Annotated in this window: 14 protein-coding genes and 1 pseudogene; 10 read left to right on the top strand and 5 right to left on the bottom strand. The window is 69.0% G+C overall.

Annotated features, from left to right (window positions below):
- Window positions 1-24 precede the first annotated feature (24 nt).
- On the top strand, window positions 25-2,757 hold the full coding sequence (locus ACWD2L_RS15910) for an ATP/GTP-binding protein (protein WP_351333925.1): 2,733 nt from the start codon (window positions 25-27) through the stop codon (window positions 2,755-2,757).
- Window positions 2,758-3,047: 290 nt separating this feature from the next.
- The gene (locus ACWD2L_RS15905; RefSeq protein WP_351333928.1) at window positions 3,048-4,067 is read left to right on the top strand and encodes a hypothetical protein; all 1,020 of its coding nucleotides are present in this window, start codon (window positions 3,048-3,050) and stop codon (window positions 4,065-4,067) included.
- Window positions 4,068-4,751: 684 nt separating this feature from the next.
- Here the strand turns inward: ACWD2L_RS15905 and ACWD2L_RS15900 are convergent.
- Entirely contained in the window at window positions 4,752-6,368 is a 1,617-nt protein-coding gene (locus tag ACWD2L_RS15900) for a zinc-binding metallopeptidase family protein (RefSeq protein WP_351333930.1), read from the bottom strand.
- 76 nt (window positions 6,369-6,444) lie between these two features.
- Window positions 6,445-7,878, bottom strand: coding sequence for a discoidin domain-containing protein (locus ACWD2L_RS15895; RefSeq protein WP_351333933.1), 1,434 nt, complete (start codon window positions 7,876-7,878; stop codon window positions 6,445-6,447).
- 338 nt (window positions 7,879-8,216) lie between these two features.
- On the opposite strand from ACWD2L_RS15895, the gene ACWD2L_RS15890 reads away from it, so the two are divergent.
- On the top strand, window positions 8,217-8,864 hold the full coding sequence (locus ACWD2L_RS15890) for a TetR/AcrR family transcriptional regulator (protein ID WP_351333936.1): 648 nt from the start codon (window positions 8,217-8,219) through the stop codon (window positions 8,862-8,864).
- 5 nt (window positions 8,865-8,869) lie between these two features.
- Here ACWD2L_RS15890 and ACWD2L_RS15885 read toward each other — a convergent pair whose 3' ends face one another.
- A complete protein-coding gene (locus ACWD2L_RS15885; RefSeq protein ID WP_351333938.1) occupies window positions 8,870-10,093 on the bottom strand; it encodes a PucR family transcriptional regulator in 1,224 nt (407 codons plus the stop codon).
- Window positions 10,094-10,196: 103 nt separating this feature from the next.
- Here ACWD2L_RS15885 and ACWD2L_RS15880 point away from each other — a divergent pair, with 103 nt between their 5' ends.
- The 6 genes and pseudogenes from ACWD2L_RS15880 to ACWD2L_RS15855 all read left to right on the top strand — a co-directional run bounded on the left by ACWD2L_RS15880 (window position 10,197) and on the right by ACWD2L_RS15855 (window position 17,572).
- A complete protein-coding gene (locus tag ACWD2L_RS15880) occupies window positions 10,197-11,669 on the top strand; it encodes a hypothetical protein (RefSeq protein WP_351333941.1) in 1,473 nt (490 codons plus the stop codon).
- Between the two features lie 44 nt (window positions 11,670-11,713).
- On the top strand, window positions 11,714-12,934 hold the full coding sequence (locus tag ACWD2L_RS15875) for an MFS transporter (RefSeq protein WP_351333943.1): 1,221 nt from the start codon (window positions 11,714-11,716) through the stop codon (window positions 12,932-12,934).
- Window positions 12,935-13,085: 151 nt separating this feature from the next.
- A complete protein-coding gene (locus tag ACWD2L_RS15870) occupies window positions 13,086-13,904 on the top strand; it encodes an alpha/beta fold hydrolase (protein WP_451189858.1) in 819 nt (272 codons plus the stop codon).
- 769 nt (window positions 13,905-14,673) lie between these two features.
- A pseudogene (locus tag ACWD2L_RS15865) lies at window positions 14,674-14,997 on the top strand (leucine zipper domain-containing protein); the annotation flags it as partial.
- Between the two features lie 150 nt (window positions 14,998-15,147).
- Window positions 15,148-16,386 carry an IS256 family transposase gene (locus ACWD2L_RS15860; protein WP_351333948.1) on the top strand — a complete coding sequence of 413 codons (1,239 nt, stop codon included), beginning with the start codon at window positions 15,148-15,150 and terminating at the stop codon, window positions 16,384-16,386.
- A 238-nt stretch (window positions 16,387-16,624) separates the two neighbouring features.
- Window positions 16,625-17,572, top strand: coding sequence for a tyrosine-type recombinase/integrase (locus tag ACWD2L_RS15855; RefSeq protein WP_351333951.1), 948 nt, complete (start codon window positions 16,625-16,627; stop codon window positions 17,570-17,572).
- A 287-nt stretch (window positions 17,573-17,859) separates the two neighbouring features.
- On the opposite strand, the gene ACWD2L_RS15850 is transcribed toward ACWD2L_RS15855, so the two are convergent.
- Window positions 17,860-19,020, bottom strand: coding sequence for a magnesium and cobalt transport protein CorA (locus tag ACWD2L_RS15850; RefSeq protein ID WP_351333954.1), 1,161 nt, complete (start codon window positions 19,018-19,020; stop codon window positions 17,860-17,862).
- Window positions 19,021-19,139: 119 nt separating this feature from the next.
- Between ACWD2L_RS15850 and ACWD2L_RS15845 the strand changes: the two genes are divergently transcribed.
- Complete coding sequence (locus tag ACWD2L_RS15845; protein WP_351333956.1) at window positions 19,140-20,243, top strand: winged helix DNA-binding domain-containing protein; 1,104 nt, start codon at window positions 19,140-19,142, stop codon at window positions 20,241-20,243.
- Window positions 20,244-20,253: 10 nt separating this feature from the next.
- On the opposite strand, the gene ACWD2L_RS15840 is transcribed toward ACWD2L_RS15845, so the two are convergent.
- Entirely contained in the window at window positions 20,254-20,898 is a 645-nt protein-coding gene (locus ACWD2L_RS15840; protein ID WP_351334032.1) for a LysE family translocator, read from the bottom strand.
- Window positions 20,899-20,981 lie beyond the last annotated feature (83 nt).

Below are 20,981 nucleotides of genomic sequence, written 5' to 3'. Positions count from 1 at the left end.
ATGCTTCCCCAACAGGGTTGGGGTGTGCGCAAGTTGGCGATTGGGGGATCTCCATTGGGGGCCGGTGTGGCAGGTCGGGATCTGCGGGCGCTGTTCAGTACGAACGACCGCACGCTCGGGACTGCGGAGGCGTTCACGAACCGGCAGGCGCAGTGGGGGTTCGTGGTGGCTGCGCTGGCCGAGCACCTGCGGCACGTCAACAGCCCTGCCTTCGCTCCGGAGGACATGGAAGCCGCTCGCGACAACGTGGTGGTCTTCCACGGGATCGGTGGCATCGGAAAGTCCACGCTGTCGCGCAAGTTCGAGGCGTCCCTCGCAGACCCGGGGCAGCGCCCCGCTCAATGGGGTGCCCCCGTTTGGGGTGGAGCGCGGCTCCTGCCCATACGGATCGATCTCGCGCGCTCCGCGAATCCCGACTTCGAGAAGGTCGTGCTCAGCGTGCGCCTCACGCTGGCCGCGATCGGTCGGCCTCTGCCCGCCTTCGACTTGGCGTTACGTCGCTACTGGGAGCAGCAGCACCCGGGGGATCCGCTGGAGGACTTCCTCAATCGAGGCGGCCTGGCCGCCCGGTTCGGCAAGGCGCTGCCACAGCAGATGCAGTCCGCGCTCGCTGACGTCGCCCAGGCCCTGCTGCTGCCGGGCACGGTGGGCTCTGCGATCGGGCAGGTGACCGGGGCGCTCGTGGGAGCGCTGCGCGAGCGTCGGCAGACCGTGCGGGCGCTCGCCGGCTGCGTGCGCCTAGCCGATCTCCTGGAGGGTGAACCGGATCTGGACTCCCTGTCCTACTACCCGCATCTGCTCGCTTGGGAGCTTGCCCGGATACCCGCCGCGAAGAAGGTCACGCCGGTGATCTTGCTTGATGGTTTCGAGGAGATCGGGGACCGCACCCATCGGGACTTCGAACGCCTCCTGCAGCGCCTCGTGTGGCTGATGCCCAATGCCTTCTTCGTCATCACCGGCCGCTCCCGCCTGCAGTGGGCCGACGAAGCCCTTCAGGGGCAGCTCGATTTCACCGGCCCCGCCGCCTGGCCCGGCCTCGTTGCCCACGATATTCCCCAGGCGCGCACCGAGCCCTCTGCCCGTAGCCGTGAACGGCAGATGCTGATCGGTGACTTCTCCTTGAGGGACTGCGACGACTACCTTGCCCGCCGCCTCTCCGCGAATGGCCGCCCCCTCATCGGCGATGCCATCCGTAGGGTGATCGGGCAGCGCTCGCACGGCTTGCCGTTGTACCTGGACCTTTCCGTGATGAGGTTCCTGGAGCTCCGACGCAACGGGCACACTCCACAGCCGACCGACTTCGACCATGACTTCCCCGCGCTGATCGCCCGCACTCTCTCCGACCTCACCGCCCCCGAGCGCCATGTCCTGCGCTCCGCCAGCCTCTTCTCTTCCTTCGACGTGGCTCTGGCGACCCGGGCCGCTGGTCTGCCTCAAGAAGCGCCAGCCCTTCGGCTCGTCGAGCGTCCCTTCGTACGAGAGACGCCTTTCGGACTGTGGCCCTTCCACCTGCACGCCCTCATCCGCGCGACGATCCGGGGCGCCGACGACCAGACCGACGACCGCTGGTCTCCCGCCGACTGGCAGCAGGCCGCCGTCCGGGCCTTCGCAGCCCTCGGAGAGCAGTGGAGTAGCGGCTCGGACCGCGATCGCCTGCTCCTCGTGGGCTGCTTGCGCCAAGGACTGGCCATTGCCCGCGACTACCGCCTCGACCTCGGCTGGCTCATCGAGGCTGCCTGGACGTACATCGGCGACTCCGTATGGGAACCCCTCGACCTGGCCGCCAGCCCCGAAGAGGAGGGCGGCACGGCCACAGCCGCCGACGTGCTGGTGGAGTTGCTCAGTGCGCTCGCCCGCCGACAGCACGAGAACCGCGCCCGCACCGTGCAGCGCCTGGTCGCAGTCGCTGACACTGGGTTGCTGCCTGCGGAACTGCACGAGGTGGCCATCTACTACCGAGCCAAGGCACAGCGCGACCTCGGGCACACAGAGGGATCCCGCCAGGGGATGCAACTGGTCGTCGCAGGTGGTGGACGTCTCGCAGCGAACGCCCGCCGCGGGCTCGCCCATCTCTCCCGGCTTGCTGGTGACTTCCCAGCCACTCTTGAGGCCGCTGAACACTTGGGCTGGGCAGGTCGGCACCATCGCATCGTGGGCGACGTGCGATGGGTGCAGGGCGACATGGCCTCGGCTGCAGAGGCTTTCGGGGCCGCCCGCGCGGAGGGCGAGGCGCATGGCAAGAGCGGTGAGGCAGCCATGTCTCAGGCGATGCGGGCCTTCACCCTCGCGTTCACGACCGAACCCACCATCGATGATGAGATCGACCTCGGCGAACACCTCCTGGCCCAGGTCGACCTGCGCGCCGCGACACTGGACGTACGGATCGCGGCATTCCTGCGCGACGCCGGAACGGACACGGGAGTTGAAGACAGGGCCCAAGTGCTGAGCGCAGAGATCAGCACTTCGGGGCTGCTCTTCGTCCAGGCCAAGCTCGCGTTGGCACGCGCCTTCCACCACGCCATCCGAGACGACCAGGCGGGCGTCGCTTCCAGAATCAGCCGACTCCGTGAGTTGACCCGTGAGGGCTACTACGCCTATTACGTCGATATCGCCCACTTCATGGCCGACCTCCCCCTCGACGAACCCTCCAGCGCACGGTGGCTCGACGAGCAGCAGACAGTACGCCAACGCTGGCGCAGCATGATCGTCGACCGACGCGCTCTGCTCGCGTCACGGTCGTCCACCGGAACGCTGTAACCAGGCATTACGACTCGGTAGCCGTCGGACGCTTCAAGTGGACTGCGGGAAGCCGCAGTTGTCCTTCGCCAACCAATCAATGTGGTTGACACAGAACCCAGTCGTGCAGGGGGAACGGCGTGCGCCGCCTAATCAGGCGGCGGTTCCGCCCGGCGGCGCGGAGAGCGAGAGCACATCCTGAATCGCAGGCGACTCTCTCGGCCCGCAACTACCGTGTGATGGACCAACGACCGTCTGCAGAATCCGTCCAAGATTCATTGCCGCTCAGGGCATCTGCCGGGACCGAAGAGGTGAAGCTGCTGAACCGACCCCAGGAGCCCGCCGTGCCTGATCTCGATCTCTCCACCACCGCTACGTCGTCCGCATCTGTCCTCAACAAGCCGGTACTCCCACCGATCTCTCCGATGTGGTACGTCCAAAGCCACGAAGTTCGCGTCCGCGCGACCTCAGGCGGAATCCACAAGGAGACGGGCCTCCCTGTGGGGGCCTTCCTGTACGAGACTGACGACGGCGGTCTCGTACAGCGCCATCAGCGAGACATCATCCGGGAGCCCGCGGTGGACGCTGTCATGGCCGCCCTGGAACCCGAGTCACCTATCGCCCTCCCAGGCGTCACAGTGCGGCTGCGTGTCGGCGAGGACGCCCGCTACAACACGGACTGGGTCAAGGACACCGAAGGGCCCGTACCCGATCTGATGGCGGCGCTGGAGGCACGCGCCGACGCGCTCCAGAATCGACAGGACAAGGTAGAGAACTTCGCTGCCCGCGTTCTGGGGGTGAACCGGAGTACACGCTGGTGCGAGGCGGTCTCCACCGCCCTGATGGGTGACTGGACCAGGCCACTGGACGAGCGCGGATGTCTGCCACCAGAGGCCCTTGGCCAGCTGCGCGCCGAGGCGCACACGATCCACCGCCAACTCGTCCCTTTGTGGCGCCGCCGGGTCCGGCGTTCCCGACTGCTACTCCTGGACGCACCGCTCGGCGACGGCCTGTGCCTCTATGACCTCGTCGCCGACCGGGCCAACCTGTCCGACACCTGCCTCGGCATGGCCATCCACGATGACCGCCTCCTACGAATCGTGCACCACCTGACGTCGGAGGAACGTCTGGTCGTAGTCGCCTTGGCTGCCGGTGACGGCGCAACTTGGACCGAGGCTGCTGCCCACGTCGGCGCCTCTGACCCGACTGCGTTCGGTGAACGAGTCCGTCGCAAGACCCGTCGTCTCGCCGTCCGGGCCGAAGAACGTCGCGCGGCAGCTCGCGCCACGACCGATTCCACCCAAGGCTGGGCGGCCGCACGGGCACGGTGATTTCTTCCCCGACCTGCCCGTCATCCGCAGGGGACACCCTGCGGCCCACCAACCGTGGAGACCAATCGTGCCTATCGAAGTGTGGCTATTCCTTCCGCTCGCACTCCTACTCGGCCTCATCTGCGCCACAGTCGTCTGTCTTGTCGCCCTGAGCCGCGCTGATCGGACCGACATCGTCGCCGTCACCAGGGAACTGCCAGACCTCGCTGCCGTCTTCCTTCGCCACCGCCGGAAGCGATGACCGCTCTGAAACGTGGCGAGGGCCCTTCGCGACTAGGTTCGCTGTCAAACGCCTCTCTTCGATGACGACTGGCGGAACGGTGGGGACGCCGCCCCCGCAGGCAGGTGCCCTTCGTCGTCCAATCGAGGCGTTTGACAGCGAATTCCGCCGCTTCGCCTTCTCGCCCTACTGAACTTTCACCTCGGCGAGGAGGTTAACCACAGCCCGTTGCCGATCCAGGGTGGCCCCCCGCGGTCCGTGTGTCGGCAGCGTCTACGAACCGGGCGAGCACCTGAGCCCGCTGTCAGTGCGCCATGCGACCCTCGCCCTGTCGAGACGCTCGCTCAGCCGATGCGTCTGGGTCTGCTGCACGAGGTGCTGGTGGTGAGGACGGCTGCCGCTGCCTTCACCACCAGTTCACCAGGCGGCACGACATGCTGCTGGTTCCGTGAGGGGTGCGGTTCTCAGATGGGCAGGTGGGGCAGGGAACCGGGGTCGTCCCAGCGGCGCTTGTTGAGTTGGGCGCGGGGGATGCGGGTGAGTTCGAGTGCGGCGTCGGTGAAGGCGATGGCCTGGCGGCGGATGGCTGCGGTGTCGATGAAGTCCATGACGGGCTTGCCCGAGCTGAGCAGGTAGGCGGGGCCGCTGATGTACTGCATGGAGGGCAGGGCGGAGACGCGCCACAGTCCCTCGCCGTCGCCGGGCCACCAGAAGCCGTTGGGGGATTCGCCGCTGATGGTGTCGGGCATGAAGGGGCGCAGGACGCGGTTGCCGTCGACCTGCGAGCGTTCCTGGGCGGCCCGCGCGACTTTGATCATTTCCTTGTGCGGGGACGCGAAGCACAGGCCGGTCTCGTAGCCGGGGCCCAGGTGGTAGGTGCCGTTCTTGTCGGGGAGCCAGGGGCGGGCGCCGAGGTGTTCGAGGCTCATGGCGGCGGCGGTGCGGGCGACGAGGTCGTCGGTGTGTTTGCGCAGGAATGCTTCGGTGCCCATGGCGTGGCCGGACATGTGGCCGGTGCTCATGACGATCAGGATCGAGCGGGGCAGCTCGCTGCGGGGGATGCGGGCGAGGTACTGGGCCATGGCGAGGATGGCTTCGGTGCCGTTCTCCTCCAGGCCGTTGGTGCCGTCGGTGTGGGACTGGATCATGACGAGTTCGTCGGAGGCGCCGGGGATGATCCCGTACAGGTTGGGCGTGGTGATCTCCTGGACGTCTGCTTCCAGGCGCAGTCGAACGGTGGCGCCGTCCTTGGCGGCCTTGGTGAGGGTGGCGCCGGTGTCGCGGTCGACGATGAGGGAGGGCAGGTCGCGGATGATGCCGTCGTAGGGCAGGTACTGGCCTTCGGCGGCTTCCTTGGGCAGGTCGAGGATGACGATGACGCCGGCGGCGCCGGCCTTCTTGTGCTGGTCGAGTTCCTTGACGAGGCCGCTGCCGGCGAACCAGGTGCGGTCGTAGGTGGCGAACGGGTTGTAACCGGCAGGGTGTTTGGGCTGGAGGGGCGCGTCCCAGTTGATGAGGTCGATGAGTCCGTAGGGCAGCGACGGCGGCTTGACGGTGACCAGGCCGATCGCGCCCTTGGTGGCCTTCAGCGACAGTGGTGCGGTGATGCCCTGGGGGCCGGTGTCGCCGGAGTAGGGCACGTACCAGGAGACGTTCACCGGTCCGGCGTTCTGGCCGCCGACCACGTCGAGTTGCCAGGCGGAGGGCTGCCAGCGGTTGAGGGGGACCGGGTCGGTGGTGACGTTGCGGATCCCGACGCGTTCCATGCGGGCGGCAAGGTCGTCGATGTAGGCGTGGTGGGAACGGGTGCCGGTGGCGCGCAGGCCGATGGCGTCGATGGCCTCCTGCCAGGCGTGCATTTGGCTCAGCGGCATGAACTGGGCCGGTGCCACCTGGCGGGTCGCCGCCCCGTGCAGCGGCTGCTGCGGCCAGGCGGAAGAACGCGTGCGTGTGGTGGCGGAGGCGGCGGGGGTGGTGAGGGCGAGCGCGGCGCCGGCCGAGGCGGCGGCGCCCAGCAGGGTGCGCCGGTTCAGACCGGTCGGGCGGCCCGGAGCGTTCTCGGGCGTAACGGGGGTGGGCATGGCGGAGTCCCTTCGCGGCGGGGGAGAGGGCGTGGCAGGCAGATGGGGCCCGGGAGTTGAGGCCGAGGCGGCTGTTCTACGGTGCGATGGGCGCGGTGTTCTGGATTTTCGGTTCGCGGATCGGTGTCCCGTCGCTCCAGTAGCCCAGGAAGCGGTGTTCGGGGGTGTCGCCCAGGGCGATGTCGGTGTCCGTGCCGTCGAGGGCGGCGTGGCGCAGGGCGTCCCACTGGCGCCAGATGAGGTTGTGGTCCAGGGCGTCGACGGCGGCGTTGGGCCCGCCCTGGCTCACACCGTGGGCGCTGGAGAGGCCGGGGCTGCCGTGGTGGTCGGTGTAGGCCAGGACGAGGTTCTTGTTCTGGGCGGGGATCTGGGTCAGCAGCGGGAAGATCGTGTTGCAGCTGGCGCCGGCCTTGCCGGATTCGCTGATGACGCCGTCCTGGCCGAGGAAGCACACGAACTTGGTGGTCGCCGGGATCCCGGTGAGCGAGGCGTCCAGGGTGGGCTCGGCGCCGCCGCCGGCGTCGGTGGGCTCGTCCAGGAACACGGCCCGCGGCTTGGGCAGGCCCAGGGACTGCCAGCGGTTGATGAGGTTGGCGGTGATGATCCCGCCGAAGGAGTGCCCGAAGTAGGTGGCCTTGTCGAGCTCGGGCTGCACCCGGGAGGGATCGGCCTTCAGGTAGTCGAGCGCGCCACGGATCCCGGCCAGCGCCGCGTTGCGGCACGGGGTGGCGTCCAGTGGGCCGGCGCACGGGGTGACCAGGGAGGTCTGCCAGCGGGGGTAGATGACGATGCTGCCCTTGCGGACCGTGTGCTTGATCAGCGCCTCGTGCATCTTGTAGCCGGAGTAGTCGCCGTAGCCGTGGGTGATGACCGTGACCGGCGCGGAAGCAGGGGCGGGGCTGGTCGGCTCGAACACGTACCAGCCGTTCGACCCGCTGCCGCCGCTCGTGACGCGGAAATCGTGGGTGTAGTCGGATCCGCCCGGCCCTGACGCGGGTTGACCGGGCTGGCGGACGACGCCCAGGAAGTCCCGCACGACGAGTGGGTGGGTCTGATTCACGGCCGGCCGCACCCTCACCCAGCGGGCCACGGTGCCGGCCGACTGGGTCAGGCGCACCTCGTTGCTGTCGGCGAACGAACCGACCCTGGTCCAGGTCGCGTTGTCCTTCGACACCTCCACGATGCCGCTGGAGATGCGTGCCGAACCGTGGAACAGGCTCGTCATCGACAACGCCACCGTCGGCAGGGGCAGTGCGGCGCCCCGGTCGACCTTGATCCAGTCCTTGGTGGTGGGCGCCCGGTCACTCGTCCAGGACGACGTCGTGCTGTCGTCGGTGGTGTTGGCGAGGCTGCCCGCCGCGGTACCCAGCGACGTGCTCATCACCGGCTGGCGGGACGCATCGTCCGCATGCGCCGCGGGTGCCGCCAGTCCCGTCAGGCAGGAGGCCGACACGGCAACCGCCGCGAAGACCGCTCCCGCGGTGCGGCGGTTCGCACGGCGCTGTGCCACAACATCCGTGTGGCGACTCGGCGTTGCTCTGGTGCGGCCCTGATTCCCTTTTCGGGCATGGCTCTTGAACGGCATGGGCGGCTCTCCCATCGCGGGCAGGCAGGAGTGGAGCGATGGCCGAAACCGTAGACTTACCGCCGGTTACTTCTCAACAGTGTGTCGGGAATTTTTCAACGAGATGTCGGCCCGACTCAGGTAAGGACGAGGTTCACCCGACAGATCGGACAGGCTGAGGGGGTCCATCGCGGCACCCCGTGCAAGGGCATCTGCCCGGCTAGAATCACGACGCCATGTCGGTTCGAACCGGCACACCTTCCCGGACGAAGAGACGGACGCCGATGACCCCCACGCCGAGCGGCCCCGCCGGACGCACCGGCCGCAGGCGCGGCCCCAGCAAGGGCGACCTCAAGGAAGCCGCCCTCCTGGACACCGCCTACACCCTGCTGACCGAGAAGGCGCTGGCGGCGATCAGCGTGGAGGACCTCACCCGGGGCGCGGGGATCTCCCGCTCGCAGTTCTACTTCTACTTCGACTCCAAGGACGCCGTGATGCTCGCGCTCGCCGAGCGCATCACCGAGGAGATCCGCACCACCGTCGCCGGCTTCCACACCGGGGCCGACGGCAGCGTTCCGGACCTGCGCAAGGCGATCGCCGGTTACCTGCACCGATGGCGCACCCAGGGGCCCGTCCTGCGGGCGATGTCGCTGCACGCCGAGAGCGATCCGGCCCTGAACGGCTTCTGGACCGGCATCACGGACGACCTGCTGGCCGGGATCGTGGCCTCCGTCGAACGCGGCCAGCGCGCCGGGCACTTCGCCCCGCCACCGCCGCGCCCCCAGGACCTCGCGCACGTTCTCTTCGCGATGCTGTGGCGTACGGGATACGAGTTCTCCACCACCCCGATGACCCGCGCCGACGAAAGGCGCCTGGTCGACACCGTCGCCGTCGTCTTCGAGCGCACGCTGGGCATCCGCCGCCCCGCGTGAGGCGTTTAGGAGCCTGACACCTGGGCGGCCCGGTGTGCGGCCACGTCGCGGACGCACAGAGCGGCGTGTGCCACGGCCCGCTGAGCCGGATCGGTGGCGTCGAAGCCACAGGTACTGGCCAGGCGCGAGAGGCGGTAGTCGACGCTGTTGGGATGCACATGCAGCTCCGCCGCGGTGCGCCGCCGGTCGCACCCGTGCCGCAGGTAGGTCCGCAAGGTCTCCTCCCAGTCCTGGTGGTCGTCGAGCGGCGCGAGACGCTCCAGGAGAAGCTCGAAGGCCGGTCCGGGGCGGGTGAGCTGGTACTCGACCAGCACCTCCGCCAAGTGGTAGACGCCTGCGGGGCGGCGCACGGCCACAGCGATCTCCGCGACGTCGGCGCATTGCGCGGCGGCCGCCGGAATGTCGGCCACCGCGACGGCGGCGGCCCCCACGTGCACCGTCCCGTCGAGGACGTCGATGAGACTCAGCAGGCCGCGGTAGGCGCGGTCCGTGGCGGACGGCACGGCGGCGGGCACCGGCAGGAGCGCGACGGCGGTGGGGTCGCCGACGACGGCGAGGACATCGCCCTCGCTGTGCTCCGCGAGGACGCGCTGAATGGTGTTCGCGCGACGGTGATGGGCGACCAACGGCGGACCGCCCTCGACGGCCGGGCCGGACAGGTGCATTGACAGCACGAGGTAGCGCTCGGCCAGGGACAACCCGGCCCGGTGCGCGGCGGCAGCCGGATCCTCGCCCGCCAGGAGTGCGGCGTACACGCCGTAGCGGGCGTCGCGCTCGCCGGCGCTCAGGCGTGCCGCCTCGTGGTGGTAGCCGCGCAGGACCAGGGTGGTGACGGCGAGCAGGTGGGTGTGCGTGCGCGCGGTGAGCCGGAGCAGCCCGGCGGCGTCCGCGTCCCCGACCTCGTCCAGGACCGCTTCCCAGACGGCGTTGAAGCCGAGCTGGTAGTCGCGCATCAGGTTCTCCACCGGCTGGCCCTCGCTGGCGCGCCGGGCAGCGGACGCCACCAGGTCCGCGGCGTCGTCCTCGGTGACCGGGCGGTCCTCGGGGCTCTGTAGGGCGCGCACGAAGAGGTCGATGTTGTAGCCGACGATCCAGGGAAGATCCGCGTCGGGCGAGGACGCGGCGAGGCGCGCCAGGACGCGCTCGACGAGCTGCCTGCGCCGTCCGCCGATCCACTGCGCCGCGGCGACGCCGTCGATGGTCAGCGGTTCGCCGTTTGGAGATGTCACAACGTGAGCGTCGCACAGTTTGGTCGTGGATCAATTTCTGTTGTGCCCGGATTAAGGGAGGGTCGAAGCCGTACCGCACCTAGAGGCCGATGAGGGCAGCGACATGACGACCACACGCGAGGACCTTCAGTGGCCGGCGGGCCCGGCCACCGCGACTCCCGGAGCGACCATCAGGGACACCGAATTCCTCGGCCTCAAGGTCCTGGACGCCTGGCAGCGCGACCTGGACGCCCGCGGCCTGCGGGCCACCGGATCGGACAGCCACCACGCCTACATCGCGTCGCTGGTGCAGCGCCTCGCCCAGGTCGGAGTGGGCGAAGTGCGCCAGGAGACGCTGCCGCTGCGGCGGTGGACCCCCCAGCGGTGGCAGCTCACCCTCGACGGCGAGCCCGGCGGTGAGGCACGGCCCGTCGAGGTTCCGCTGGTCTCCCCGGTCGCCTACTCGGGCCGCACCTGCGCCGATGGCGTGATCGCCCCGCTGTCCGCGGAACCGGTCACCGGGCGGATCGGCGTGGTCGACATCGCCCTGCCCGCGCTCCAGGCCCAGGTCTTCGACGAACTCGACTGGGGCGACCCCCAGGAAGTCCGGCACGACGCCGACTACGACCCGGCCACCCCCTACGAGCGGGTGTGGCTGAGCCAGGACTCCATGCGCGAACACCTCGACCGGTTCGCCCGCGTCGGCGCGAGCGGCCTGATCCTCGTCGTCGACCTGCCCGCTGAGGCCCTGAGGGAGGGCTATCTCCTCTACGACGGCGTGCACCGCGGCCTGCCGGCCGTGTTCGTCAGCCGCGAGCAGGGAGCCCTGCTGCGCGCGGCCGCCGCGGAAGGCCGGGAGGCCACGCTCGTCCTCGAAGCCCGTGTCGAGGACGTCGAGACCGCCAACGTGCTGGGCCTGATTCCCGGAGCATCTGACGAACTGGTCGTCCTGCACTCGCACACCGACGGCACGAACGGCCTGGAGGACAACGGCCCGGAAGCCATCCTCGCCATGGCCCAGTACCTGGCCCGCGTCCCCCAAGCAGAGCTGCCGCGCAGCGTGCTCGTCCTGCTGACCACCGGCCACTTCACCACCCACACCGCCTGGGGCCTGGAAGCCTTCCTGGAACGGCACCAGGACGACCTGGTGCCGCAGATCGCCGCCGCGCTGTGCCTGGAACACCTCGGCGCCCGTCCCTGGCCGCACGACCAGCAGGAGGGCGTTCCGGCGCGCCAGCACGAGTTCGGGTGCACCTTCGCCAGCCCGCACCAGGCCGTCATCGACGCCGTACGCCGCGGCCTGGACCGTGCCGCGGTGACCGAGTCACGCGTACTGCGGCCCTTCGTCCCCGACACCACCGGCCGCTCCCCGGACGGCACGACCTGGCCCGGCGACGGCAGCGCCTTCTGGCACACCGCCGGCCTGCCCTCGGCGAACTTCATCACCGGCCCCGGCTACCTCCTCAACGCCGAACCCGTCATGGACTTCATCGACGTAGAAGCGATGCGCCGGCAGGCCATCGCCTTTACCGAGACCGTCATCGAACTGTGCACCGTGCCCTTCGCCGACCTGCACACCCGCCGGAACACGCAGTGAGCGCCGCGCCCCTCGAACACACGCGCCCAGACGTGCGGGAGACGGTGAGATCGCGGACCGGCATGGTGAGGGTGGGCATCGGACTGCTCCTTGGCACTGTCGCCTGGTCGATGCCGTTCGCCACCGGAACCGCCGTCCTGCTGCCCGCCCGCATCGAGGACATCGCGCCCGACCACAAAGTGACGCTGCTGGCCGTGCTCACCGCGACCGCCGCCGTCGTCGGGCTCATGTCCAACGTCGTCATCGGCGCCCTGTCCGACCGCACCCGCTCCCGGCTGGGTTCCAGGACCCCCTGGATCATCGGCGGCGGCCTGTCCACCGCCGTGTTCATGACGCTGCTCGCCGCCGGCACCAACTTCTGGGCACTGCTGGGCTGGTGGTGTCTGACCGTGGTCGGTCTCAACGCCATGACCGCGACTCTGACCGCCGTGGTGCCCGACCGTGTTCCCCCGGAACGGCGCGCCACCGTCTCCGCTCTGGTCGGCATCGGTGTCCTCATCGGAAACGCCCTGGGAGCAGTGCTCGGCGCGGCGTTCCTCGAAACCCCCGGGCGTGGCCTGGCCGTCACCGGCCTCGCCTCCACCGCGCTGGCCATCCTGGCCGTCTGCGTGGCACCCGACCTGCCCAGCACCGCCTCTGGTCCCGCCCCACGGCTGACCGTCCGCGTCCTGCTGGCCTCGGTCAAGTTCCCCAAGGGCGGTCCGGACTTCCACTGGGCGCTGTGGGGGAGGCTCCTGCTGGTCCTGGGCTACTTCATGATCAACAGCTATCAGCTGTACATTCTCACCGACCACGTCGGCCTGTCCAAGACCCGCGCGGCGGCCGCGCTCGGCATCAACTCGGTCTTCTTCCTTGCCACTGCGATCGTGGGTTCGGCGCTCTCGGGCCCCCTCTCGGACCGTACCGGTCGCCGCAAACCCTTCGTCATCGGCGCGTCCCTCGTATCGCTGGCTGCCATCGCGATCCCTCTGGCGTGGGCCACCTCGGCCGGGATGACGGCCTTCTCCTGCGTCGGCGGCCTGGCCTTCGGCTGCTACTACGCCGTGGACGCCGCACTCATGGCAGACGTCCTGCCCGACCAGACGTCACGGGCCAAGGACCTCGGCATCCTCAACGTCGCCAACACCGGCGGCCAGGCCCTGGCCCCCCTCGCCAGTTCGGCCCTGGTCGGCCTCGGCATGGGCTACTCGCCCGCATTCCTCGCTGCCATGGCCGTCTGCGCGCTCGGGGCCCTCCTTGTCGTTCCCATCCGCACCGTCCGCTGACCGACCCGGACCCCGACCACGCCTGCCCGGCCCACACCCGGCAGGGACACGGGACCTACCCCCTGAGCGGAGCACCATGACCCACGACCGGCCCCTCCCGCGCGACCCCGCCGACGTCCTCCACAGCACCCGCGTTCTACCGTCCGGAGCCGTGGTACACGTCTGGACGCCCCGTATACCGGCGCTGGCGATGGTCCAGCTGCAGCACGGTTTCGCGGAATACTCCGAGCGCTTCGTGGACCAGTACTCCCGGCTCGTGCCCCGCCTGCTGGAAAGCGGGATCGAGGTGTGGGCCATGGACCTGCTCGGACACGGCCGCTCGCCCGGGCGACGCGGTGTCGTCGACGTACGCCGTGCGGTCGAGGACCACGTCACCGTCCGGCGCGACATGCTCGCCCGTTCCCTTCCCCTGCTGGCGATCGGCCACTCTCTGGGCGGGCTCGTCACCGCGGGCAGCATCACCGCCGACGAGACGGGGGTGTCTGGAACCGTCCTCCTCGCACCCGCTCTCCCACCCCATCTCCCCACGCCGGCACGGGCGCTCCTCGGCCTCGCCACCCGTCTCCTGCCCGCGGCGCCCGCCCCCCTCCCGGCCGCTCCCTCAGCCGAGCTGACGCGCCGCCCGGATGTGGTGCGGCAGGCGCAACAGGACGCGCTGATGGCCCACGTACGATTGCCGTTGCTCGTGGCCACCAGCTCTCTCGACGTCGCGGCAGCCGTCTGGTCGGGCGCCTCACGGTGGCAGGCGCCGTGTCTCATCGCGCACGGCACCGCCGACACCTCGACCGATCCCCGCGCCAGCCCTCGGCTCGCCGGACTCCTGACCGCACCGGGCAGCTCGTACCTGCCGGTGCAAGGCGGCCGGCACGAACTGCTCCACGACGACGATGCCGAAATGGTCTTCGGACACGTACGGGCGTTCGTCGGCCGCCACCTCGGTCTCGGACCGTCGCGGATGCGCCGGCTGTAGGGGATCGACGACGCCAAGACCCACTGTGGGCCGGCCTGGAGCAGCGCGGAGTGGGTCCTGGAGGCGTGCGTCAGAATCGAGCACGGGAACGTCCGCAGCGCACCTACCGCACATGGGCGTTTTGCCGGGAAAATTCGCCGCAGCGTGCTGACCTGTGACGCTTGCCCCGTGTTTTCGTTTCACATGTTTCCGTGACGCATCATGTGGAGTGCGTGGCGATTCTGGAACCGGTGAGGAAGGATGCCTGACCTGCGGTTTTGCCTGCGTGTATTATGTGCGGTTTGGGTGTTGCGGACGATATCTTGTCGCTCATTTGACGCTCGTTCTGATGGAGTGTCAGGCTTTCTGGAGTGTAGGTCGGACACTCTGCCGCCTGCCTGGGTATGGCGCGCCGTGGGTTGTATTGAGGCTTGGTAGTGCCGCTGATCTGATCGGCTTGCTGTCCAACCGGCTGAGTCTCCTATCGGCCCGACAGGTCTTTGGACTTCTGTGGGAGCCGCTGCCGGAGTTCGGCCAGTACGCATCCGTAGCACGAGTCTCGCGCGGCGCACCGCCGATCGCCCCTCGGCTGACGCGCGAGTGCATCCAGCCCATGCGCCGTTCTGTACAGACTGCAGGACCTTGACTCCGCGATCTCCAGGAACGACCTAGCTGTTCTGCCTTGGGAGGTTGTGGACGGTGATGTAGGTCTCGGTTGGGGATCTTGAACGAGTGAGGGCCTTCCGGGTTCGGTGTGGATTGCGACGTCTACACCGACCGAAAGGCCCTCGTGTCCCACCGTAATGCACCCCTGACCGAGACCGGACGACTGCGTCTGGCCCGCTGCGTTGTCGAGGACGGGTGGCCCCTGCGCCGGGCCGCCGAGCGCTTCCAGGTCTCGCCGACCACGGCCCAGCGGTGGGCCACCCGCTACCGCGCACTCGGCGAGGCGGGCATGTCGGACCGCTCCTCACGCCCGCACCACAGCCCGCGCCGCACGGCGACCCGCACCGAGCGCCGGATCGTCAAGGTCCGCGTCCTGCGCCGCTGGGGACCGGCCCGCATCGCCTACCTCCTCGGGCTGAACCCGGCCACCGTCCACCGGATGGTGTCCCTTGTCGTGGTGTACGGGATCAGCGGCTGGGAGTGCGCGGGCGTCTGCCCGGGGCGCACTTCCACGAGTGCGGCCCGCTCCCTCAACAGGGGGTGGGCCACCGCGTAACTCTCCTTGGTGAACGCCCAGTTCAACCACGAGGAGTGCACGATGGCCCTGTCCCAGTCTGAACTGATACGGCTCCTTGAGTCACTACGCTCGACCGACGGAATCGAGCTCGTCCGCGCCATCGCCGAGCGCATGGTGCAGGAACTGATCGAGGCCGAGGCAAGTGTCCGCATCGGTGCGGAGTGGAACGAGCACACGCCGACGCGGACCACTGTCCGCAACGGGCATCGCGAGAAGGTGCTGACCACACTGGCCGGAGACCTGGACCTGGAGATTCCCAAGGTCCGCACCGGCGGCTTCTTCCCCAGCCTGCTGGAGCGACGGCGCCGCATCGACCAGGCCCTCTACGCGGTCATCATGGAGGCATACGTGCACGGCGTCTCCACCCGCAGGGTCGATGACGCGGTCAAAGCGCTCGGCGGGGACAGCGGGATCTCCAAGTCTGAAGTCTCACGGATCTGCACGATGCTGGACGAGCCGCTGACCGCATTTCGCACCCGCCGGCTGGATCATGTCCGCTTCCCCTACGTCTACTTGGACGCGACCTACTGCAAGGCGCGAGTGAACCATCAGATCGTCTCGCGGGCCGTCGTGGTCGCCACCGGCATCACCGAGGACGGAGGCCGCGAGGTCCTGGGACTGATGGTCGGGGACAGTGAGAGCGAGGCGTTCTGGAAGGGGTTCCTGCGCTCGCTGCGAGAGCGCGGCCTGTCCGGGGTCCGTCTGGTCATCACCGACCAGCACGCCGGGCTGGTCGCCGCGGTCCGCAAGGTGATGCTCGGCGCCGCCTGGCAGCGGTGCAGGGTTCATTTTCTGCGGAATGCCTTCAGTGTGATCGACCGGGATTCCGGTGAAATGGTCGCCGCGACGGTCCGCACGATCTTTACCCAGCCCACCGCCGGCCTCGTGCGGACTCAGCTGGACACCGTCGCCGACATGCTCGGCACCCAGTTCCCCAAGGTCAAAGCCATGTTGCTTGAGGCGAAAGAGGACCTGACCGCATTCGCGGACTTCCCACCGCGGCACTGGAAGAAGATCCAGTCGACAAACCCGTTGGAACGGGTGAACCGGGAGATCAAGCGCAGGATCGACGTCGTCCAGGTCTTTCCCAATGACGATGCGCTCATCCGGCTGGTCACTGCCGTGCTCTTCGAGATGCACGACGAGTGGATCGCCTTTCCCCGCCGATACCTCCCCGAAGGCAGCATGGGCGAGATCTACCGCGAACTCTCCGAAAGCGCCCCGGCGCTACCCAACACCCCAAACACGCCCGCCAGTTGATCCCCAACGCCACGACAAGGGACACGACCATGGCAAAGGCTCCCGCTACCGAGTCGCCGGCATCCCCGGCGTCCGGGACAAGTCGTTCGACACGCTTGAGGACGCCAAGGCGTGGCTGCGACAGTCGGGCACCGACAGCGAGCGCGGTGAGTTCGTCGATCCCCGTGATGGTTCCATCACGCTCGATGACTACGTGATCCGGTACTGGCAGGCGGGAGTTCGGGGTGCGCCTGGCACGGTGAAGCGCATCGACGAGCGGGTCCGACTTCACATCCAGCCCCGTCTTGGCCAGGTTTCCCTGCGCGACATCACGCCGTCGGTACTTCGGGGCTACATCGCCGCGTTGGAGAGCGAGTGTGCGCCCCGCTATGCACGGCAGATCCTCACGTCTCTCTCGAACATCTTCGAGACCGCCATCGACGACAAGCGTCTGCTGCGCAACCCGATGCGAGCCAAGTCGGTGCGCTGGCCGAAGGCGCCGGAGGATCAACGTGAAGCATGGCCGCTGGAGACCGCGATCCGGGTCTGTGACGCGCTCAGCCCGCGCTACCGCATTGCCGCCGTCGTCGCGTTGGGTTGTGGACTGCGGCAGGGCGAAGTGTTCGGGCTGTCACCAGAGGACGTTGACTTCTCGCGAGGGGTGCTGCGCGTACGTCGGCAGGTGCAGCTTCTCCACGGGCGCTTGTACTTCACACTGCCGAAGGGCGGTAAGACGCGCGTCGTCGACATGCCTCAAGCGGTCGCCTCGGCGCTGGCCGCGTACTTCTTGGAGTTTCCGGCCGTCGAGGTCGAGCTGCCCTGGGGCGGTCCGGAGGCCGAACGCGAGAGGATGAAGTTCCCGCTCATCCTGACCACGACGTACGGCAATGCCCTCCGGGCGAACATCTTCAACGTCGACGTGTGGAAGCCCGCCCTGGCAGCGGCCGGCGTCATCCCCCGTCGGAAGAAGGACGAACGCTGGAAGGCATCCCGCAGGGACGGGTTCCATGTCCTGCGGCACACCTACGCCTCGATCATCCTTGAGGCGGGCGAATCGGTGGTCACTCTGGCCCGCTGGCTGGGCCACTCGAGCCCGACCATCACTCTTGACTTCTACGCCCACTTCATGCCGGAGGCCGGCGGGAAGGGACGCGGTGCGATCGACGCTCTGCTCGACCGGCCTGCCCACGTCGCCACAGCCACATAGAAGAAGCGATTCCTCGAAGTCAGAGGGAAGAGGGGTGCAGCATGTGCTGCACCCCTCTTCGCGTTCTGTGGTCCAGCAGTTCGCTTACGGTCAGTGGCGATCGGCGCTGCCTGCGGACGTCTACCTGGGAGGCCCCGACAAGGCCGCCGTACTCGACTGGGGAGTATTGGCCGCAGTGGGGCGCATTCCATTCTCCCCAGATTCTCCCCAGGGGGGCCGAGTGAGTGCGCGCTACGCCCACTCGCCTCTGCAGTTCCGTGGGGAAAGGCGTTTGCCGGGCCGGTTACTCACAGCCAGTCCCGCCGCTTGAAGATGACGTACAAACTGGTACATACAACCGCCATCAGGATGATGGCGAAGGGGTATCCCGCTACCCAGTGCAACTCCGGCATGTGGTCGAAGTTCATGCCGTAGATGGTGCCGACCAGCGTCGGGGCGAAGAGGATCGCGGCCCACGACGAGATCTTCTTGATCTCCTCGTTCTGCTCGAAGCCGGCTTCCGCCAGTGCCCGCATCTCCGCGTTCTGCTGCTGCGTGACCAGCGTCGCGTTCACCGTGAGGATGTCGGCGAGGGCCTGGCGGAAGGAGTCGACGCGTTCGCTGGTGTGCGTGACATGGTCGGCCACGTCGCGGAGGTAGCGCTGGAGTTCCTCGTCCGTGCCGTATTTCGCGAAGCCCGCCATCAGGGCGTGCAGCATGCCGACCAGGGGGCGGGTCGCGCGCTGGAACTCGACCATTTCCCGGGAGAGTTCGTAGATGCGGCGCGAGACGGCGGGCGCGCCGGAGAAGACCTCCGTCTCGATCTCGTCGATGTCGTTCTGGACGCCGGACACCACCGGCGCGTAGCCGTCGACGACCGCGTCCAGGATGGCGTAGAGGACCGCCTCCGGGCCGAGTCGCAGCAGGTCGGGGTTGGCCTCCATGCGGTGGCGGACCGCCGAGAGGTCGGGGGCCGCGCCGTGTCGGACCGTGATGACGAAGTCGGGGCCCACGAACACGTGCAGCTCGCCGAAGTCGACCTCCTCCTGCGCGTCCAGATAGCGGGCCGCGCGCAGCACGACGAAGAGGGTCTCGCCGTAGCGCTCCAGCTTGGGACGCTGGTGTGCCTCCATCGCGTCCTCGACGGCGAGCTCGTGCAGGTCGAACTCGGCCGCCAGCGACTTGAGTTCAGAGTCGGAAGGGCGGGCCAGGCCGATCCACGCCATCGTGCGCGGCTTCTCGCGCAGCTGCCGATAGGTGTCCGTGAGGGTGTCGGGCGTCGCGACCCGCACCCCGTCCCGGTACAGCTCCGCGTTCACCACACTGGCCTGGTCCTGCGCCGCCGGGGCGGCCGTGGGCGTGGCCGGCGGTTCGGAGGGCGGGGGTGCCGGGTCGGCCGACCGGCGCCAGGAGTAGCGGCGCGCCCCACCTTGTTCGTTCCGGCCGGTTCGGCCCTGCCGTCGTGACATCGCCGCCTCCCCTCCATGGTTACGCTGCCGGGTCCCCGGCAGCGTAACCAGTGAAGGTGACACCACGGTGCAGCGCATCGCGGACAGCGCATGACCTAGTTCCCGGCTAACTTCCTCGTATGACGACGCAGCCGATGACAGCCCGCGCCCTGGGGCGCGCCACCCTGGAGCGCCAACTCCTGCTCGACCGGAGCCCGTTGAGCGCCGAGGCCGCCGTCGACCGGCTGCTCGGCCTGCAGGCGCAGGAGGTCCGTCCGCCGTATCTCGCGCTCGCCGCGCGCCTCGCCGACTTCACCCCCGCCGCGCTCTCCACTGCCCTGGAGCGGCGCCGCGTGGCCCGGCTCGTCACCATGCGCTCCACCATCCACCTGCACACCGCCGACGACTGCATGACGCTGCGCCCCCTCGTGCAGGCCGCCCGCGACCGGGAGTTGCGGATGTTCCGCAAGGGTCTCGTCGGCGTAGACCTGGACCGGCTCACCGACCTGACCCGGCGGTACGTCGAGGAGGAGCCGCGTACCCCGAAGGAGGTCCGGGAGCTGCTCCTGAAGCACTGGCCCGACGCCGACCCGCAGGCCCTCACCATCGCCGCCCGTGGCTGCCTGCCCCTCGTCCAGGTCACACCGCGCGGTCTGTGGCGGCGCAGCGGCGGGGTGCGGCTGACCACCGCCGAGCACTGGTTCGGCAGGGCCACCGAGCCGGCGCCCGCCCCCGACGACACGATCCTGCGCTACCTCGGCGCCTTCGGTCCCGCCTCGGTGAAGGACTTCCAGCAGTGGGCCGGCATCACCCGCACCAAGGAGGCCTTCGAGCGGCTGCGGCCCCGGCTCGTGACCTTCCGCGACGAGCACGGCGTCGAGCTGTTCGACCTGCCCGATGCTCCTCGGCCCGACGAGGACACCCCGGCTCCGCCTCGGCTGCTCGCCGAGTTCGACAATCTGCTGCTGTCCCACGCAGACCGTACCCGAGTGATCCACGAGGTCGATCGGGGTCGCAACTGGCAGGTGAACACCGCCTATTTGACCTTTCTCGTGGATGGGTTCCTGGCGGGGCTTTGGACCCTGAAGGAGAATGGGGACGCGGGCAGTGTGCTCACCCTTGAACCCTTCCGGAAGCTCACGCGCGCGCAGCGGGAGGAACTCGTCGCCGAAGCGGAGCGCACCGTGGTGGTCCTGGAGGCGCCGGGGCCGGTCACCGTGGACTTCGGGACCGTGCGCGCGTAGGCCAGGTCGCTCAGTCCGCGCGGCCCGTCGCTGCCACCGTCACACCGAGGCCTATCAGCGCGAAGCCGCCCGTCCCGCCGATCATCGAGAGCCGCCGGTCCGAGCGCGCGAACCAGGTGCGGGCCGCCGACGCCGTGAGCCCCCACAGCGTGTCCGTGACCAGGCCGATGGAGATCGGAATCAGGCCCAACAGCAGCATCTGCGTGGTGATGTGCCCCGCATCGTGGTTCACGAACTGCGGGAGCACCGCGGCGAAGAACACGATGCCCTTCGGGTTCGTGACCCCCACGAGTACCCCGTCGGCCACCGTGCGCAGATCGCCGCGCGGCGGTCCCGCCGGGCCCCGGATGTCCGAGGCCTTCAGGTCGCGCCGGTGCCGGAAGGCTTGCACGCCCAGGTATACGAGGTACGCCGCGCCCGCCAGCTTCACCGCCAGGAACAGTCCCGCCGACCGCTCCACGAGCGCGCCGATCCCGAGTGCCACCGCGACCACCAGCAGGTACGAGCCGGCGACGTTGCCGAGTGCCGTCGCCACCGCGGTGCGTCGGCCGTGTGCGAGTGCCCGTCCGATCACGAACAGCACGCTCGGTCCCGGGATCACGATCACCAGCAGCGACATCGCCGCGAACGCCAAGTACCGGTCCATGGACACCATGTCCGCGTCCTCCTTCCACGTTCCCACGTCACGGGGCTCCGCCCCGGACCCCGCTGCTCAATCGCCGCAGGGGCTTGATTGGC

This window comes from Streptomyces sp. NPDC002754, assembly GCF_053592315.1.
This window is presented reverse-complemented; position numbering and strand designations above follow the sequence as displayed.

Bases quoted from the DNA above. Each gene is read 5' to 3' on its own strand.
- ACWD2L_RS15900 (WP_351333930.1), bottom strand. From the start codon at position 6,368: ATGCCCACCCCCGTTACGCCCGAGAACGCTCCGGGCCGCCCGACCGGT.
- ACWD2L_RS15890 (WP_351333936.1), top strand. From the start codon at position 8,217: ATGACCCCCACGCCGAGCGGCCCCGCCGGACGCACCGGCCGCAGGCGC.
- ACWD2L_RS15880 (WP_351333941.1), top strand. From the start codon at position 10,197: ATGACGACCACACGCGAGGACCTTCAGTGGCCGGCGGGCCCGGCCACC.
- ACWD2L_RS15860 (WP_351333948.1), top strand. From the start codon at position 15,148: ATGGCCCTGTCCCAGTCTGAACTGATACGGCTCCTTGAGTCACTACGC.
- ACWD2L_RS15850 (WP_351333954.1), bottom strand. From the start codon at position 19,020: ATGTCACGACGGCAGGGCCGAACCGGCCGGAACGAACAAGGTGGGGCG.
- ACWD2L_RS15845 (WP_351333956.1), top strand. From the start codon at position 19,140: ATGACGACGCAGCCGATGACAGCCCGCGCCCTGGGGCGCGCCACCCTG.
- ACWD2L_RS15840 (WP_351334032.1), bottom strand. From the start codon at position 20,898: ATGGTGTCCATGGACCGGTACTTGGCGTTCGCGGCGATGTCGCTGCTG.